This window comes from Nocardia aurea (assembly GCF_003123685.1).
In the GTDB taxonomy this organism is placed as follows: Bacteria; Actinomycetota; Actinomycetes; order Mycobacteriales; family Mycobacteriaceae; genus Nocardia; species Nocardia aurea.
Window position 1 is genome coordinate 219,490 of record NZ_QCYJ01000172.1, and the last position, 18,090, is coordinate 237,579.

The following is an 18,090-nucleotide window of genomic DNA, read 5'->3' on the forward strand; positions in this document are numbered from 1 at the left end:
GCGCACCTCACCTGTCCTTTGCGGTTCCGGCGGCGCCGTCCAGATGCCGGTGCAGCACCGGACCGATGACAGCGAGCGATTCGGGGGTCGTCATTGCCGCGTGGCGGCACGGGAGCGGGTGATCGTGGACGGTCCCGGTGACGAAGGACTCCCACGCCGTCGCCCGGCGGGCCGGATCGGCCCGATTGATCTCGTCGTCCGCCGCGCTGAAGAAGACGAGGTCGCCGACGAAGGTGCGCGGACGGAAACCGTGCGCGAGCACCGTGCCGTTGGCGTATCCCTCGTACAGCCTTTCCAGATGGTCGACGGTGAGCGCCGCGAACGGGCCCGGCCGCGAGCGGAGCAGATCCGCCGCCGCGCGCAGATCCATCCCCGGATCGAGTTCGCCGCCGTCGAGCAGGTCGCTGCCGAATTCCGCGACGATTTCGGCGACGCCTGGGATCGCGTGTTCCAGCAGTTCGTCGGAGAGCTGGTAGCTGTCCATCATCGACAGCATCGCCACCTCGTCTCCGGCCCGCTGCAACTGCACCGCCACCTCGTGGGCGATCAGACCGCCGAGCGACCAGCCGAGCAGGTGGTAGGGGCCGGACGGCTGGATCGACTTGATCCTGTCCACGTAGTGTCCGGCGGCTTCGACGATCGACCCGAATCCCGGCTCCCCCGCCACGTGCGGGGACTGCAATCCGTACACCGGGCGGTCCGGGGTGAGATGGGCGAGCAGACCCGAGTAGCACCACGACAACCCGATCGCGGGATGCACGCAGAACAGCGGCGCCCGCGACGATCCGGTGGTGGGTCGGATCGGCAGCATCGGCGCCAGGGCCGCCGCCATGGCCACGGCCGGATCGATGTCGCCGTCGATCCTGGCGGCGATCGCGGCCGGGGTGGCCTCGCCGAACATCATCTGCACCGACAGTTCGATTCCGGCCTCGCGCACCGACGACACCACCTTGGTGGCCAGCAGGGAGTTGCCGCCGAGTTCGAAGAAGCCGTCGTCGACGCCGACGGTCTCCGCGCCGAGCGCCTCGGCGAACGCCGCGCACAACACCGCTTCGGTCGCCGTGCTCGGTGCCCGGTAGCCGCCGGTCGCGCTGAAGACGGGTTCGGGCAGCGCCTTGCGATCGAGTTTGCCGACCGGACTGAGCGGCACCTCGTCCAGCAGCATGATCGACTGCGGCACCATGTAATTCGGCACCAGCGCCGACACGTGCGACACGAGTTCGGCGACCGCGACCCCGCTGCCGCGACGAAGTTTCACATACGCCACCAGAGCGGTGACGCCCGCGGGTGTGCGATGGCCGACGGTGGTCGAGAATTCAACAGCATCGTGACGCGAAAGCGCCGTGTCGATCTCGCCGAGTTCGATCCGGAAGCCCCGGATCTTCACCTGATGGTCGGTACGCCCGACGTACTCGATCTCGCGGGCCCGAGGCATCGCGCGTTCCTCCTCGGCGGCGTGCGCGAGATCGCGCGTCATCGGCGCCTGCCGCGCACCGGCGAACCACCGCACCAGGTCACCGGTGCGGTACATCCGCTCGCCGGGCTTGCCGAACGGGTTGGCGATGAACCGCTGCGCGGTCAATCCGGGCCGGTTGAGGTAGCCGCGGGCGAGCGCGTTACCCGCCAGATGCAGTTCGCCGGTCACACCGACCGGGGCCGGGTGCATGCGCGCGTCGAGGATGGTGGCGCCGACGCCGCGGATCGGGCCGCCGATGGTGATCGGACCACCGGGCACCTGCGGCTGACCGATCACCGTGACGATCGTGGTCTCGGTCGGGCCGTACACGTTGTAGAGATTGCGTCCCGGCGCCCAGCGGGTCACCAGATCCGGCGGCAGCGCCTCTCCGCCGACCAGTACGTGCGCCAGTTCCGTGACACCGGCCGGGTCGACGGTGCCGAGCGCCGAGGTGGTGATGAAGGCGTGGGTGATTCGCTCTTCGATGAAGACGCGAGCGAGATCGGCGCCGCCGACCACGCCGGGCGGAGTGATCGCCAGGGTGGCCGCGCCGCCCAGTGCCAGCAGCAGATCGAGCATGGCGGCGTCGAAACTCGGCGTCGCGAAATGCAGGACACGCGAACCGGGCCGGACGTCGAAACGCTGCGCGGTCTCCGCGGCGAAATTCGACAGCCCGCCGTGGGTGACGACGACGCCCTTCGGGGTGCCGGTCGAGCCGGAGGTGTAGATCACGTAGGCGGGATTCTCGACCCGCAACTCGGTGACCCGGTGCGCCTGCGTGATCGGCGCGTCGGAGGCGGCCATGACCGCGGCGCGGAAATCGTTGTCGTCGAGCACGATCCACTCGGCGTCGTCGGAGGGCAGTTCGTCACGGTAGTCAGCGAGGGTGATGCCCAGTGCCGCACCGGAATCCGACAGCATGTGATTGATCCGACTGGCCGGGTAGAGCGGATCGACCGGGACGAACGCCGCGCCCGCCTTGGCGACGGCGAGTACCGAGGCCACCGATTCCACCGAGCGCGGAATGCCCAGCGCCACCAGGGTTTCCGGACCGACGCCGTAGCCGATCAGTACGCGGGCGAGCCGGTTGGTCCAGCGATCGAGCGCGTCGTAGGTGATCCTGGTGCCGTGCGACCGCAGTGCCACGGCGTCGCGATCGACCGCGGCCGCGGCCGCGAAGACCGCGGGCAGGGTGAGCGGTCGATCCGCCTCGGCGCCGCTGACCGGGGCCAGCCCCGACCATTCGGCCGGGTCGAGCAGTTCCAGATCGCCGACCGGTGTGGCCGGACCGGCCGCCACCGCGCTCAGCAGGCGGGCCAGCCGCTTGGCGAGCCGGTGCGCCGTCGCGGCGTCGAACAGATCGGCGGCGTAGTTCACCGCCAGGTTGATACCGTCGGGCTGCCGCTGACCCGCCGTGAAGCTGTGCGATTCGGTCAGCGTGAACTGCAGATCGAATTTGGCGATGCCGGTGTCGACATCGCCGGCCTCGATGCGCAGACCCGGCAGTTCGACCGCGCCGACCGGCTGGTTCTGCACCGAGAGCATCACCTGGAACAGCGGATGGTGTGAACGCGACCGCGCGGGATTGAGCACCTCGACCATGCGCTCGAACGGCAGGTCGGCGTGGGCGAACGCGTCGAGGTCGGTATCGCGCACGGCCCGGAGCAGATCGGTGAAGGGCGCGTCGGGGCGTACCCGCGTGCGCAGCACGAGCGTGTTGACGAACATGCCGATCATGCGGTCGAGCGCGGGATGTCCGCGCCCCGCGATCGGGGTGCCGACGGTGATGTCGTCCACCCCGGTCATCCGGTGCAACAGCACCGCCAGCGCGGTGTGCAGCACCATGAACATGCTGACGCCGTTGGCATTGGCGACCGTCTGCAGTTCCCGGTGGGTGTAGGCGTCGATCGGGCATTCCACGATGCCGCCACGGTAGGAGGGCACCGGCGGACGCGGTCGGTCAGCGGGCACGCTCAGCAGTTCCGGATTGTCGGCGAGGGTCTCGCGCCAGTAGGCGAGTTGCTTGCTGATCACCGAATCGGGATCGTCCTCGGTGCCGAGTACGTCGCGCTGCCACAGGGTGTAATCGGCGTACTGCACCTCCGGCGCGAGCCACGCGGGTTCCGCGCCGCTGACGATCGTGCTGTACGCCTCGACGAAGTCGGCGGCCAGGGGTTCCAATGACCAGCCGTCCATCGCGATGTGGTGCACGACGAGCACGAGCACGTGCTCGTAACCCACCCCGGCGTCGACATAGGCGTCCTCGGAGACGGTGATCAGCGCGGCTCGCACCGGCACCGTGTCGGCGAGGTCGAATCCGGGCGAGGCGACTCGACGCACCTCGTCGACGACCCGGTCGGCCGCGACCGTGACGCGCGACAGCGTGATCGCCGCGTCGACCGGATCGAGTACCTGCTGCACGGGTGCGCCCGCGATCTCCGGGAACACCGTGCGCAGCGTCTCGTGTTTGCGCTGCACCGCGTGCAGTGCCTCGACCAGCGCCCGCGCGTCGAGCGCGCCGCGCAGCCGCAGCACGACCGGGATGTTGTACGCGCCCGCGGCGTGATCGGAATCGTCCCCGTCGTTGAAGCGGTTGAGGAACCACAGTCGTTGCTGCGCCGCCGACAGCGGGATGCGCTCCGGGCGGACCCGGCGGACCAGGGCCGGACGATCGTCGCGACGGGTCTCCCGCTGCTCCTCCTCCGCCCGCGCCGTCGTCGACGGATCGAGCAGCGCGGCGATCTCGGCGACGGTGGGCGAGGTGAAGACCGTGCGCACCTCGATCCTGGTATCGGTGGCCGCCGCCAGCCTGGCGACGAATTGTGTTGCCAGCAGCGAGTTTCCACCGATCTCGAAGAAGCTGTCGTCGGCGTTCACGGTTTGCGCGCCGACCAGTTCGCCCATGATGCGGGCGACGAGCCGCTCGGCCTCGGTCGCGGGTTCACGGGCCGACCGCGCGGCGCCGAAGGTCGGCTCGGGCAGGGCGGCGATATCCAGTTTTCCGGTCGGGGTCAGCGGAATCCGGTCGAGCAGCGTGATCGCGGCCGGAACCATATGGACCGGAAGCAGTCCGGCGACATGCGCGCGTACCGCGTCGATGTCGATCCCGGCCGCTTCGTCGGTCGGGTGGACGAAGGACACGATCCGGTCCGCGTCGTTGATCCGGCGGACCTCGGTGTGCGCGAACCGGACCGAGGGGTGTCCGCTCAGCGCGGAGGTGATCTCGCCGAGTTCGATGCGGAATCCGCGCATCTTCACCTGGTGGTCGCTGCGGCCGAGGTAGACGATCTCCCCCGCCGAGTCCCAGCGCACGACGTCGCCGGTGCGGTACATCCGCGCGCCGACGGGCCCGTACGGGTCGGCGACGAAACGGCCCGCGGTCAGCGCGGGACGCTCGAAATAGCCGCGTGACACACCGAGTCCGCCCAGGTACAGATCACCCGGGACGCCGACGGGCACCGGACGCATCCGCTCGTCCAGGATCACCGCGTGCGCGCCGCGCACCAGCGAACCGATGGTGATCGGGAGGCCGACGTCCACCTGCGCCATGGTGACCACGACCGTGGTCTCGGTCGGCCCGTACCCGTTGAAGAGGTTGCGGCCCGGCGCCCACCGAGCCACCAGATCGGGGCTGCACGCCTCGCCGCCGATGAGCAGCGAGCGCAGATGCGGCAGTTCCCAGCGATCGCGGTCGATGGTGGCCAGCGCGGCGGGTGTCATGAACGTATGGGTGATCCGCTCGCCCTCGAGCAGTTCGGCCAGTTCGTCGCCGCCGAAGATATCCGGTGGGCAGATCACCATCGCGGCGCCCGCGCCGAGCGCGAGCAGCAGGTCCAGGATCGCCGCGTCGAAACTCGGCGACGAGAAGTGCAGTGTGCGCGCGAACGGTCCCACGTCCAGACGTTCGCTGAATTCGTCGGCGAGATTGGACAACCCGGCGTGGGTGACCGCGACGCCCTTGGGTTTGCCGGTGGAACCCGAGGTGTACACCAGGTACGCGAGATCGGCGATCCTGGCCGGGCGCAGACGCTCGCCGTCCTCGATGGTGCTTCCGTCACGGGCCGTGAGTTCGGCCGCGAATCCCGGCTCGTCGAGCAACAGCCAGTCGGTGACCGGGCCCGTCGTCCCCGGTTCGTGCCCCGCGGCGCGCAAGGTGTCGGCGTAGGTCGAATCGGTGAGACCGACCAGGCAGCCGGAATCGGTCAGCATGTGCCTGATCCGGTCGGCCGGGTACTTCGGGTCGACCGGGACGAACGCCGCGCCGGATTTGGTGACGGCCAGCATCGTGACGACGGATTCGATGGAACGGGTCAGGCCCAGCGCCACCCGATCGCCCGCGCCGAGGCCACGCGCGATCAAGGCCCGCGCCATGCTGTTCGAACGGCGGTCCAGCTCCGAGTAGGTCAGTGCCTCGCCGTCGGCGGACGCGAAGACGACCGCGGTGCGCTGCGGATACCGCTGCGCGGTTCCGGTGAAGTAGGCGGCGAGTGTGCGCGGGGGCACGGTCGGGCCGCCCGAAGCCGGTGCGAGCGTTCGGCGTTCCTGTTCGGTCCTGGCGTCGATATCGCGGATGAGCACCCGCGGATTCCCGGTGACCGCCGACAGCACCCGCAGGAAGCGATCGGCCAGTATCTCGATCGTGGCGTTGTCGAAGAGTTCGGCCGCGTAGAGGAATTCGAATCCCAGCGCGTGGTCGGCCTGGTCACCGGTGCTCGTGACACGCAGTTCGAGATCGAATTTGGCCAGCGCGATATCGAGTTCCTCGGCGCGCAACGCCAGTCCCGGCAGACGCAGCGACGGCACCGGGTTGTCGTCCACGGTGAGCGCCACCTGGAACAGCGGCGGACGGCTACCCGTGCCCGCCTGTTTGCCCAATTCGTCGACGACCCGTTCGAAGGGGAGGTCCGCGTGGGCCAGGGCCGCGAGTTCGGTGTCGCGATCGGTCTTCAACAGCGCGGCGAAGGAGCTGTCGGGATCGACATCGGAGCGCAGCACCAGCGTGTTGACGAACATGCCGACCAGCTCGTCGAGTTTGGTGTCGGTGCGGCCCGCGACCGGCGTGCCGATCACGACGTCGCGGCCGCCGGTGACGACGCGCAGCAGGACCGCCAGGGTCGAACGCAGGACCATGAACATGCTGACGCCCTGTTCGGCGGCCAGCCGGGTCAGGCCGTGTCGCACCGGCTCCGGGACGGACAGCCGTACCGAACCCGCCGCGTGCGTCGGTTGCGCCGGGCGCGGACGGTCGTAGGGCAGCGGCAGTTCCTCCGGCGCGTCGGCGAGGGCGGTGCGCCAGAATTCCAGCTGTGTGCTCGCGACGCTCGCCGGATCCGATTCGTCGCCCAGGCAGGCCCGCTGCCACAGCCCGAAGTCGGCGTATTGCACAGGAAGCGGCGCCCAGACCGGCGCGGCGCCCCCCTGCCGTGCCGCGTAGGCGACCGCGAGATCGCGGGTCAGCGGACCGAGCGACCACCCGTCGGCGGCGATGTGGTGGATCACGATGCCGAGCAGGTGGCGGTCGGATGCGGTGCGCAGCAACGAGATACGCAGCGGTGTCGAGCGGGTGAGGTCGAATCCGCTGCGCGCCATGGTGTGCAGTGCCCGCTGCGCGCCCTCGTCGTCGGTCGTGATCGGGTGCAGGACGGGCGCGGCCTCGGAGATCGGCAGTACGACCTGCTGGGGCCCCTCGGTGTCCTCGGGGAACATCGTCCGCAACACCTCGTGCCGGTCGACCACATCGGTCAGCGCGGCGCCGAGCGCGTCGATATCGAGTTCACCATCGATGCGAATGACGAAAGCGATGTTGTAGGCGCTCGATTCGGGTGAGAATCGATTGAGGAACCACAGTCGCTGCTGCGGCAGCGACAGTGGAAGGCGTCCCGGGCGCGGGGTGTGTACCGCCAGCGCCATCCGTTGCGTCCGGGGCGCTTCCGTTATCCGCCTGGCCACCCCGGACACGGTCGGCTCCTCGAAGATCTCCCGCACCGGCAGATCGACGCCGAATTCTGTGTGCAGCGCGGCGGCGAGGCGGGTGGCCAGCAGCGAGTTGCCGCCGACGTCGAAGAAACTGTCCTCCGCGCCCTCGACCGGCCTGCCGAGCACCTCGCCGAAGACGGCGGCGACGCGGAACTCCGCGGCCGATTCCGGTGCCCGCGAACTGCCGATCGCGACGAAGACCGGCTCCGGCAACGCCTTGCGGTCGAGTTTGCCCGCGGGCGTGACCGGCATGTCGTCGAGCACGGTGATCGACGCGGGCACCATGTATCCGGGCAGCCGCGCACGCGCGGTATCGGCGACGGCGATCGCGTCGACGCCGTCGTCCGCGGTGACATAGGCCGCGAGGCGGGGCTGGCCGTGCTCGTCGGTGTGCACGATGGTGAGCGCGAACTGCACCCCCGGATGCGCGCGCAGCACATGGTCGATCTCGCTGAGTTCGATCCGGAAACCACGGATCTTGACCTGATCGTCGGCTCGGCCGAGAAAGCGCAGATGCCCGGTGTGATCGATCACCACCAGGTCACCGGTGCGGTACATCCGTTCGCCGCGCCGTCCGAGCGGATTCGCCGGAAAGCGTTGTGCGGTCAGCCCGTTGCGGCCCAGATAGCCGCGCGCCAGGCCGGACCCGGACAGGTAGAGCTCGCCGGGTGTTCCCGGCGGCACCGGCCGCAGCCTCGCGTCGAGTACGAACAATCGCATGCCGCGCACCGGCAGGCCGAGCGGCACCGGCAGGCCCGGCACCATCGCTCGCGACGCGGTCGCGGCGACCGTGGCCTCGGAGGGGCCGTACATATTGTGGATGCGGTGGCGCGCCGACCAGGTCTGCACGAGTTCGGCCGAGCAGGCCTCGCCGCCGACGATGACGACCTGGAGATCATCGAGATCGTCGTCGGGCACCGTGTTGAGTGCGGCGGGGGTGATGAACGCGTGGCTGATCCGCTCGCGGCGCAGCACGTCCGCGAGTTCGGAACCGCCGTAGATACCGGAAGGAACGACCACCATCGTGGCGCCCGCCGCGAAACCGAGCAGCATCTCCAGTACGGAGGCGTCGAAGCTGGGCGACGAGAAGTGCAGTGTGCGTGCTGATTCCGTGACGCCGAACAGGTACATCTGCTCGCGCGCGAGTGAGGCGATACCCCCGTGGGTCACCACTACGGCCTTGGGCTTGCCGGTCGACCCCGAGGTGTAGATGAGGTAGGCGGGATGGCCGATGCGCAGCGGGTAGTGCCGCTCGGCGTCGGTGACCGGCGCCGTCGTGTATTCGGCCAGTTCGCCCGCCAGCGCGTTCGAGCCGAGCACCAGCCAGTCCAGGGAGGTGTTGCGGTGTTTGCCGTGGGTGTCGGGGAAGGCGGGCATGGCCATCAGCGAATCGGCGACGGTCAGACCGAGCATGGCGCCGGAGTCGGCGATCATGTGGCCGATCCGTTCGGCGGGATAGCTCGGATCGATCGGGACGTAGGCCGCTCCCGTCTTGGCGACCGCCCAGATCGCGAGGATCGAGTCGAGGCTGCGCGGCAGTGCGACGGCGACGACGACCTCGGGGCCCGCGCCGTGATCGATGAGCACGCGTGCCAGCCGGTTGGACATGGCGTCCAGCTCGCCGTAGGTGGTGTCGCGCCCCTGGTAGCGCACGCCCACCCGCTCGGGCATGCGCTCGGCCGTTTCCGACAGCATGCGGGCCAGGGTGACCGGCGGCTCGCCGGGACCACCGGCGATGGGTACCAGCTTGGCGCGCTCGCGGCGGTCGAGGAGATCGATGTCGCCCACGGGAACCTGCGGCGCCGCGACCGCGGCATCGAGGACGGCGACGAATCGGCGCGCGAAGGACGCGACCGTCTCCTCGTCGAAAACATCGGTGGCATAGCCGAATTCGGCGTGCATCGGGCCGTCGGTCGCGTCCTCGCGCACTTCGAGCTGGAGATCGAATTTGGCGATCGCCGAATCCAGCTCGAGCACCTCGGTGCGCACACCGGGCAGGTCGACGCGCATCTCCGGTGTCCGGTCGTAGGACAGCATCACCTGGAACAGCGGATGGCGCGCGGTGGAGCGTTCCGGGTTGACGACCTCGACCAGCCGGTCGAAGGGCACATCGGCGTTGGCGAAGGCGTTCAGGTCGGTTTCGCGGACCACGTCGAGCATCCGGTCGAAGCCACGGGCCGACTCGACCTCGGTGCGCAGCACCAGGGTGTTGACGAACATGCCGACCAGCTCGTCCAGCGCCGGATCGGAGCGGCCCGCGATCGGGGTGCCGATCGCGATATCGGTCGACGCGCACAGCCGCGACAGCAGGGTCACGAGTGCCGCGTGCAGCACCATGAACATGCTGACACCGCGTGCGGCGGCCAGTTCACCCGCGGCCCTGCGTGTTTCGGCGGAGATGGTGAATCCGACCGTGCCGCCCCCCGTCGTCCTGCGCAGCGGACGCGGACGGTCGAGTGGCAGATCGAGCTGATCGGGCAGCCCGGCCAGTTCGGTGCGCCAGTACGCGAGCTGCCTGCTCAGCGCACTCGACGGATCGTTTTCGTCGCCGAGCAGTTCCCGCTGCCACAGCGCGAAATCGGCGTACTGCACCGGAAGCGGGCTCCACCGCGGTGCGGCGTCGCGGGCGCGCGCGGCGACCGCGACCATCAAGTCGCGGGCCAGCGGGGCGATCGACCAGCCGTCGCCCGCGATGTGGTGCAGCACCACGAGGAATACGTACTGATTCGGCCCCGTCGCCCACAGCGCGACCCGGATCGGCGCCTGTCCGCGCAGATCGAAACCGAATCCGGCGAATTCGGTCGCGAGCGCCACGGCGTCGGCGCCGTCGGCATCGACCGGTTCGAGGGAGAGCGGGATCTCCGCGGTCGGGTGGACCAATTGGTAGGGGCCATCGGCCGATTCGGGGAACGTCGTGCGCAGGCTCTCGTGCCGTTCGATCACATCGGTCAACCCGGCGCGCAACGCCTCGATATCGACGGGCCCTTCCAGGCGCACCGCGAGCGGCATGTTGTAGGCGGCCGCGTGTTCGGCGAAACGGTTGAGGATCCAGAGCCGCTGCTGGGCCAGCGACAACGGCACCCGCTCGGGTCTGTTCATCGGGACGAGGCGCGGTGAGACAGTGTCGAAGGTGTGGGTGGCGAGCAGTTCGGCCAGTCCCGCGATGGTCGCGGCCTCGAACAGATCGCGGATGGTGATTCCGGTGGCGTGGGTCGCGTTGATCCGCGACACCGCACGCGCCGCGACGAGCGAGTTGCCGCCGAGGTCGAAGAAGCTGTCACCGGTGCCGATCGCGTCCTCGTCCAGATCGAGCACCTCGGCGAAGATCGCCGCCAGGGAGCGCTCCAGTTCGGTGGCGGGCTGTTCGGCGACCGTATGCGAGCGGACGGTGACCACGGGCGCGGGCAGTGCCTTGCGATCGATCTTGCCGTTCGCGCTGAGCGGCAGTTCGTCGAGTTCCATCACCACCGACGGCACCATGTAGCCGGGCAGGGTCTGGCGCAGGGCGGCGACGACGGCGGCCGTGTCGATGGCGCCGGTTTCCTTCGATCGCCCCGATTCCCCCGGTGCGGCGACCACGTAGGCGACGAGTTCGTCACCCGTGCGACCGGCGTGCGCGACGCAGACCGCGCGGGCGATGCCGGGCTCGGCGAGCAGCGCCGATTCGATCTCGCCCAGTTCGATGCGCAAACCGCGGATCTTGACCTGGAAATCGGTGCGGCCCAGGTATTCGAGCACGCCGCGCTCGGAATCGGACCCGACCTGCCAGCGCGCCAGGTCGCCGGTGCGATACATCCGCGCACCGGGGGTGAACGGGTTCGCGACGAACCGATCGGCCGTGAGCCTCGGCTGGCCGACATACCCGCGTGCCAGCTGCACACCCGCCAGGTACAGCTCGCCGACCGCGCCGGGCGGCACCGGCTGCAGGTGCGCGTCCAGCACGTAGGTCCTGGTGTTCCAGACCGGGGAGCCGATGGGCACGGAATCCGGATTCGGCGGGCACGGCCAGTAGGTGACGTCGACCGCGGCCTCGGTCGGGCCGTACAGGTTGTGCAGTTCGGTACCGCGCAGCGCCGCGTGGAAACCGCGCACGGTCGCCGACGGCAGCGCCTCGCCGCTGCAGAAGACCCGGCGCAGGCCGGTGCAGCCGCGGATATCGGCGTCGGTGACGAACACCGACAGCATGGAGGGCACGAAATGCGCCGTGGTGATGTTCTTCTCGGCGATGATCGCGGCCAGGTAGGCGGGATCGCGATGGCCGTCGTGGTCGGCGACCACCAGCCGGGCGCCGATCTGCAACGGCCAGAAGAACTCCCAGACCGACACGTCGAATGTGGCCGGGGTCTTCTGCAATACCGCGTCGGTGGCGTCGAGCGGATACTCGTGCTGCATCCAGCGCAACCGGTTCACGATGGCGGCGTGGGACACCCCGACGCCCTTGGGCCTTCCGGTGGAACCGGAGGTGAAGATGACATACGCCAGGTCGTCACCGCGCAGGGGCGCGCGGCGGTCGTCGTCGGTGACCGGACTCGCGTCGATCTCGCGCAGGTCGAGCAGGTCGAGCGCGATCGTCGCCGCGCTGTGTGGCAGGGTGAGCGCGTCGCGGGCGGCGGTCAGCACGCAGACCGGCCGCGCCTGCTCGAGGATGCCGTCGATCCGCTCGACCGGATGGTCGGGATCGAGCGGCAGATAGGCCGCGCCGGATTTGATGATCGCGTACATGCCGACGACGAGTTCGACGCTGCGCCGCAGGCACAGCGCCACCGTCCGGTCCGGTCCCGCACCGCGCACGATCAGCCGACGGGCCAGCCGGTTGGCGCGCTGGTCGAGTTCCCGATAGGTCAGCGTCTCACCGTCGTATTCCACCGCCACCGAATCGGGGCTGTCCGCCACGCGCTCGGCGAACAGCCCCGCGAGAGTGCCCTGTCGAACGGGCTGATCGGTGGAATTCCAGGTGTGTAGCACTCTGGCGCGCTCGGGCTCGGTGATGGCGGCGAGCTCGAGGGCCGGAGTGTCGGTGTCGGCCTCGAGGAATCTGCCGAGGAAATCGAAGAAACGCTCTTGATGCCCGGTGACCTCGTTCTCCGAGTACAGCCCCGGATTGGCCTCGAAGTCGATGTGGATGCGGCCGCCCTCACCGTTGTACAGATTGATCGACAGATCTTCGACGGGGCCGGTGGCGAGCACGTGCAACGAACCGATGAGACTGCCGAATTTCAGCTCGTTGTGGAACAGCATGATGTTGACCATCGGCCCGAAGAACCCGCGGGCGTCGCGGGAATAGCCGCAGTCACGCCGGATATCGTCGTGCCGGTAGCGCTGATGCCGCAGCGCGCCGGTGATCTGCAGTTCCGCGCGGCGCACGACATCGGCGATCGTGGTGTCGTCGTCGAAATGGATGCGCAGCGGCACGACATTCGACACGACACCGGCCGAGCGCCGCAGCGTGACGGTGGTGCGCGCGGAGACGGGCAGGCTCAGCACCACTTCGGAATCGTCGGTCACCGAGCGCACGTAGCAGGCGAGGGCCGCGACGAAGACGGTCGACGGGTGCGCGCCGTTGGCCGCGGTGACCGCGGCGAGGGCGGCGTCGGCCCGGTCGTCGAGCACGTCACCGGCCAGCCAGCGCCCGGCGGCGGTTACCGAACTGGACGTGTTCACGCTGGACAGGCTCTTGGGCGCGCCGACGCCCGCGAGTTGTTCCATCCAGTAGTCGCGGTCGGTGCCGAACCGCTTGGACGCGCGATAGGTCGACTCGCCCGCGTAGATCGCGGCGAGATCGGTGGCGCGCGACACCGTGGGTTCGGTGTGCTCCTCGAGGGAGGTGTAGATCTCGGCGACCCTGGTCATCGCGGTCATGGAGCCGTAGCCGTCGATGACGATGTGATGGGCGCGCGCGTACCAGAAATACTCGGCGTCGCCGACCCGCAGAATCACGTTCGTGCTGAGCGGGTCGTGCTCGACGTCGATCGGGGAGCCCGCGTGTTCGTGCATCCACCGCAGGGCGGCGGCTCTGGGATCCTCCTGGTCGCGCAGATCCATCCGGCCCCAGCCGGGACGCCAGTTCAGGTCGATGTACTGGTGCGGGACACCGTCGATCTCGGTCAACCGGACATAGCCCGCCTGCGACTCGGCGCCGTAGCGCTCGGTGGCGTACAGCAGGCGGCCGATATCGAGGTCACCGCGGAATTCGACGTACTGGGCGATCGTCAGCGGCACATCCGGACGGATGCGCTGGGCGTACCACAGAGCTGTCTGTGCGGGAGAGAGTGCGAATGGCTGTGGCGAGTATTCGCCGGAAGAGCATTGGTCTACGCGATCGGTGGCCAATGAACTCATCAATCACTCCGTTCTGCCGCAGTTGACGCAACTCCCCGAGCACCACCACGACCCGCGCGCATGCGCCAGCCGTAGAGCCTGATCCACGCCCTATGATTCGGAGCACCACATCCGGCGGATGGCCGGTGTGCTTGATTTGTTTCGCATCGAACGCCGGTGTAGGACGGCGATTTTCGCTGGCTATATTCCCGCTAACCGGGTGTTCTCACGGCCGTTCATCGAGCGATCACCGGTGGTAGCACGGTTACCGGCGCTGATCTTGGATGGCGATCTCGGCGACATCAGCAACAGACTGGCGAACAGCATGGAACGTTCGGAACCGGCGGTAAACAGACAGGCCGGGCCCGAAACAGAACGATTGTTCGGTTGATAGAGATGTTCGGTTGGTGGAGAAGCTGGTCGGTCGCGAGAGAAGCCCCCTACCGCCCCCGGATCAGGGGCGGATCGGGCATCGCGTCCCGATCGACGAAGCATCCGGTCCCGGATCGGTCGAGGCGCTCACGCGCGCCTTCGACGCCGGTAGAGCACAAACACCACCGCGGCACTGGTCAGGATAACCGAGAGAAGTTCGGGCGCGGGCCCGATTCGCGTGGCGATTGTCTTTTCGTTTCGCAGCGGTAGGTCCGCTACCAGCGCGGACGGCACGAACAGCGGCGTCTGGGCCCGAACGTCGCCGTCGGCGGTGATGATCGCGCTGACCCCGGACGTGGCCGCGACGACGAGGGCCCGACCGTGTTCGACCGCCCGCACCCGCGACATCGCGAGTTGCTGATAGGTCATCTCGCTGTCGCCGAAGGTCGCGTTGTTGGTCGGCACCGTCAGCAATTGCGCGCCCGCGCGCATCGAATCGCGGAAGGCGCGGTCGAACGCCACTTCGTAGCAGGTCGCGACACCGATATCGGTCCCGGCCGCGTGGACGACGCCGTCACCGTGTCCCGGCACGAAGTATCCGGCCCGATCGGCGTAGTCGGAGAAGAGGCGGAAGAAGCCGCGCATCGGGAGGTACTCGCCGAAGGGCTGGATGATCTTCTTGTCGTGGCGCTCACCCGGTCCGGCGGCGCCGTTCCAGACGATGACCGAATTGCTGGTGGTTCGGTCCGCGTTCACCAGGACGGCCCCGACGAGGATGGGCGCGCCGATCCGCTCGGAGGCGGCGGTGATCAACGCCGCGGCGTCGGCGTTGCGCAACGGGTCGATATCGGAGGAATTCTCCGGCCAGATCACCACGTCCGGCTGGGTCACCTGTCCCGAGGCGACCTCGCGCGCCAATTCCTCCGTTCGCCGGACATGGTTGTCCAGTACGGCTCGTCGCTGCGCGTTGAAATCGAGGCCGAGCCGGGGCACGCTGCCCTGGATGGCGGCGACGGTGATCATCCGCTCGCCGTCCTGCGGGCCCGGCAGCGCGGAGCGGAGCAGCAAGCCCGCCAGCGGCAGGATCGCGAGAGTGACCGCGGCGGTGACGATTCCGCGCCGTGACGCGCGAACCGGCGCGGTCTCGTTCGAGGCGGACCCCGGTGTTCGCAGCGACCACAGGCGTTCGGCCAGCGCCGCGGCGGCGGTACCGGTGAGCGCGACCGCGAATCCGATCAGTGGCGCGCCGCCGATCATCGCCAGCGGCAGATACCAGCCATCGGCCTGGCCGAAAGCCACACGCCCCCAGGGGAACCCGCCGAAGGGGAAACTCGACCGCGCCCACTCCCCCGTGGTCCAGGCCAGTGCCAGCCAGAGCGGCCACCCCGGCAATCTGCCCAGCAGACGGGCGAGCACCCCGAAACCGCCGAGGAAGACCGCGCATACCGTCGACAGGGCCAGCCACGGCACCGGGCCGACGTAGATCCCGGTCCACGGCAGCAGCGGGAGGAAGAAGCCGAGTCCGGCCAGCATCCCGTATCCGAACCCGCCGCGCAGCCCGCCGGGCGCGCGCAGCACGAGAACCAGCACGGCGAGGCCGACCGGGGCGAGGAACCAGTACGGGCGCGGCGGGAAACTGCCGAACAGCAGCACTCCGGCCACCACGGCGGCCAGCGCCCGTGCCGGGACCGGGTAACGGCCGAGGACGTCGGGAACGGACCGCCGCCGCGACACCGTATCGGTCTTCGGGTCAGCGGCGACGGGATCAGGCTTCATGGATGGTGGCTCCGCGATGGACGGTGCGCAGGCAGCGGGGCAGCGGGACGTCCGCGTCCAACGGAGGGAGCCCCGGCACCCGGGAGCGCGGATCGGTCGACCAGCGCTGCACGCTGTCGGCGGCCGCGGCGACCACGAGTTCGTCGGCCTCCCAGATCGCGTAGGAAGCCGGCGCGCCGGGAACCAGCGTGCCCGCGAGACCGTCGCGGACCCCGCCCGCCCGCCACGCGCCCCGGGTGGCGGCCGAGAAGGCCGCGCGGGGGGAGATGCCGTTACCCGCGGTGCGATGGTTGACCGCCGCGCGCACGGCGGCCCACGGATTCAACGCGGTGACCGGGGCGTCCGATCCGATGGCGAGGGCGATACCGGCGGCGGCCATGGCGGCGAAGGGATTCATGGCGGCGGCGCGCTCGGCGCCCAGTCGCGCGGCGTACATGCCCGCCTCGCCGCCCCACGCCGCGTCGAATCCGGGCTGCACGCTGGCGATGACACCCCACGCCGCGAGTTTCGCGATCTGCTCGGCGTCGAGCATCTCGGTGTGTTCGAGACGGTGTCCGCGGGCCGCGACGGCCGGACCGCCGAGCGCGTCGACCACCCGCTCGAATCCGGCGACGACCGCGGCCATCGCCCCGTCGCCGATGACATGGAATCCGGCCTGGATACCCGCTTCTGTGCAGGCGCGCACATGCGCCTCGATCGCGTCGGCGTCGAGATATCCGAGTCCGGACGTGGCGTGGTCGGCATAGGGTTCGCGCAGCCACGCGGTATGCGAACCGAGCGAACCGTCGACGAAGAGGTCACCGGCCAGACCGTGTGCGCCGAGGTCAGCGATCAGCTCTCGGGCCTGCTCGGCGGTGCGCACCGCCTCACCCCAGTATGCCCGTACCTCGACCCCGTGCTCGAATTCGAGCAGTTCGCGCAGATCGGTGCGACCGGCGATCTCGGGCCCTGCGCATTCGTGCACGGCGGCGACGCCGTGTGCCGCCGCGGCGTCGAGCGCGGCGCGGCGCGCGTCGTCGCGTCGCGTGCGATCCAGACCCGCGAGCACGGTCGCGCGCACCAGGTGGTGGGCCGCGGCCCGCACCGGCTCACCGCGGGTGAATCCGAGCGCCGAGCGCACTTCGGGAACCGCGTCGAGCAGGGCAGTCGACGCCACCGCCGAATGCGCGTCCACGCGGGCGAGATAGGCCTGCCTGCCGGGGCCCGCGGCCGCGTCGATCTCCTCGACCGTCGGCGGCCTGCCCTCGGGCCAGCGGGTCTCGTCCCATCCGTCGCCGAGAATCGCGCCCAGCGGATGCGCTGCCGCGTAGGCGCGTACCAGGTCCAGGCACGCGCCGAGGGACCCGGCGCCGGACAGGTCGAGTCCGGTCAGTTGCAGTCCGAGCGCGGTCACGTGCACGTGCGGGTCGACGAACGCGGGCGCGACGAACGCGCCGTCGACGTCGATGATCTCGGCGTCCGGGTGCAAGGCCCGGCCCGGCTTCTCGGCTCCCAGCCACACCACCATCCCGTCGGTGACCGCCATCGCGGTCGCGTCGGGAGCACTGGAACTGTAGATACGACCGCCGAGCAGCAACTGGGTACTCACGGGTGATCAGTCTGCCGCATCCGCTAGAGGGGGCCGCTCGCCGGAGTGCGCGTGGACGCCGGGATCAGGCGGGGCCGACCGCGCGGCGGGCGTTGCCCTGTCCGTCGTCGTACCACTGCTGCACGACGGTGCCGTCGATGACGTCGTCGCCGTCGATGACCACACCGCGATACGGCCGGGCCGCGGCGAATTTCCCGATCCGCCTGGCGGCGACCGCGGTGACGACGGGACGCACGAGGAAGCGGGTGGGCGGGAGCAGGAACAGCAGGCCGATCGATCCGGTCACCAGGCCGGGCACGAACATGAGCACGCCGCCCACCGCGACGAGCGCGCCGTCCGCGACGGCGGTACCGGGGTCGAGGTCGCCGCGACCGACGCGGCGGAACTGTTCGATGACCCGGCGGCCCTGCGAACCGAGGAGCAACATGCCCGCGGCCGATACGGCGATCAGCAACAGAATCGCGGGTACGACGCCGAGGAAATGACCGACGGCGAAGAGCGCGGCGATCTCGGTGACGACGTACAGCGCGAAGATCAGGGCGGGCATCGGCGTTCCTTTCGAAGGATCTACCCATTGCAACGTCGGAGTGCCCGGTTTTTCTCC

At 69.5% G+C, this 18,090-nt stretch carries 5 protein-coding genes; 1 reads left to right on the top strand and 4 read right to left on the bottom strand.

The window, feature by feature from the left end:
* Nucleotides 1–7: 7 nt before the first annotated feature.
* Nucleotides 8–13,651 carry a non-ribosomal peptide synthetase gene (locus DAT37_RS42260; RefSeq protein ID WP_232840328.1) on the bottom strand — a complete coding sequence of 4,548 codons (13,644 nt, stop codon included), beginning with the start codon at nt 13,649–13,651 and terminating at the stop codon, nt 8–10.
* 238 nt (nt 13,652–13,889) lie between these two features.
* Between DAT37_RS42260 and DAT37_RS44680 the strand changes: the two genes are divergently transcribed.
* On the top strand, nt 13,890–14,141 hold the full coding sequence (locus DAT37_RS44680) for a hypothetical protein (protein ID WP_157978983.1): 252 nt from the start codon (nt 13,890–13,892) through the stop codon (nt 14,139–14,141).
* 128 nt (nt 14,142–14,269) lie between these two features.
* Here the strand turns inward: DAT37_RS44680 and lnt are convergent, their stop codons facing one another.
* The 3 genes from lnt to DAT37_RS42275 form a co-directional block, all read right to left on the bottom strand.
* The gene (gene lnt / locus DAT37_RS42265; RefSeq protein ID WP_109530570.1) at nt 14,270–15,898 is read right to left on the bottom strand and encodes an apolipoprotein N-acyltransferase; all 1,629 of its coding nucleotides are present in this window, start codon (nt 15,896–15,898) and stop codon (nt 14,270–14,272) included.
* Complete coding sequence (locus tag DAT37_RS42270) at nt 15,888–17,486, bottom strand: amidohydrolase (RefSeq protein WP_109530571.1); 1,599 nt, start codon at nt 17,484–17,486, stop codon at nt 15,888–15,890. Before DAT37_RS42270 ends, lnt begins: the two co-directional genes overlap by 11 nt.
* Nucleotides 17,487–17,550: 64 nt before the next feature.
* Nucleotides 17,551–18,033: an FxsA family protein gene (locus DAT37_RS42275; protein WP_109530572.1), complete on the bottom strand. Its 483-nt coding sequence runs from the start codon at nt 18,031–18,033 to the stop codon at nt 17,551–17,553.
* Nucleotides 18,034–18,090: the final 57 nt, after the last annotated feature.

Excerpts from the sequence above, each read along its gene's own strand:
- DAT37_RS44680 (WP_157978983.1), top strand. The coding sequence starts at position 13,890 with ATGGCCGGTGTGCTTGATTTGTTTCGCATCGAACGCCGGTGTAGGACG.
- lnt (WP_109530570.1), bottom strand. The coding sequence starts at position 15,898 with ATGAAGCCTGATCCCGTCGCCGCTGACCCGAAGACCGATACGGTGTCG.
- DAT37_RS42275 (WP_109530572.1), bottom strand. The coding sequence starts at position 18,033 with ATGCCCGCCCTGATCTTCGCGCTGTACGTCGTCACCGAGATCGCCGCG.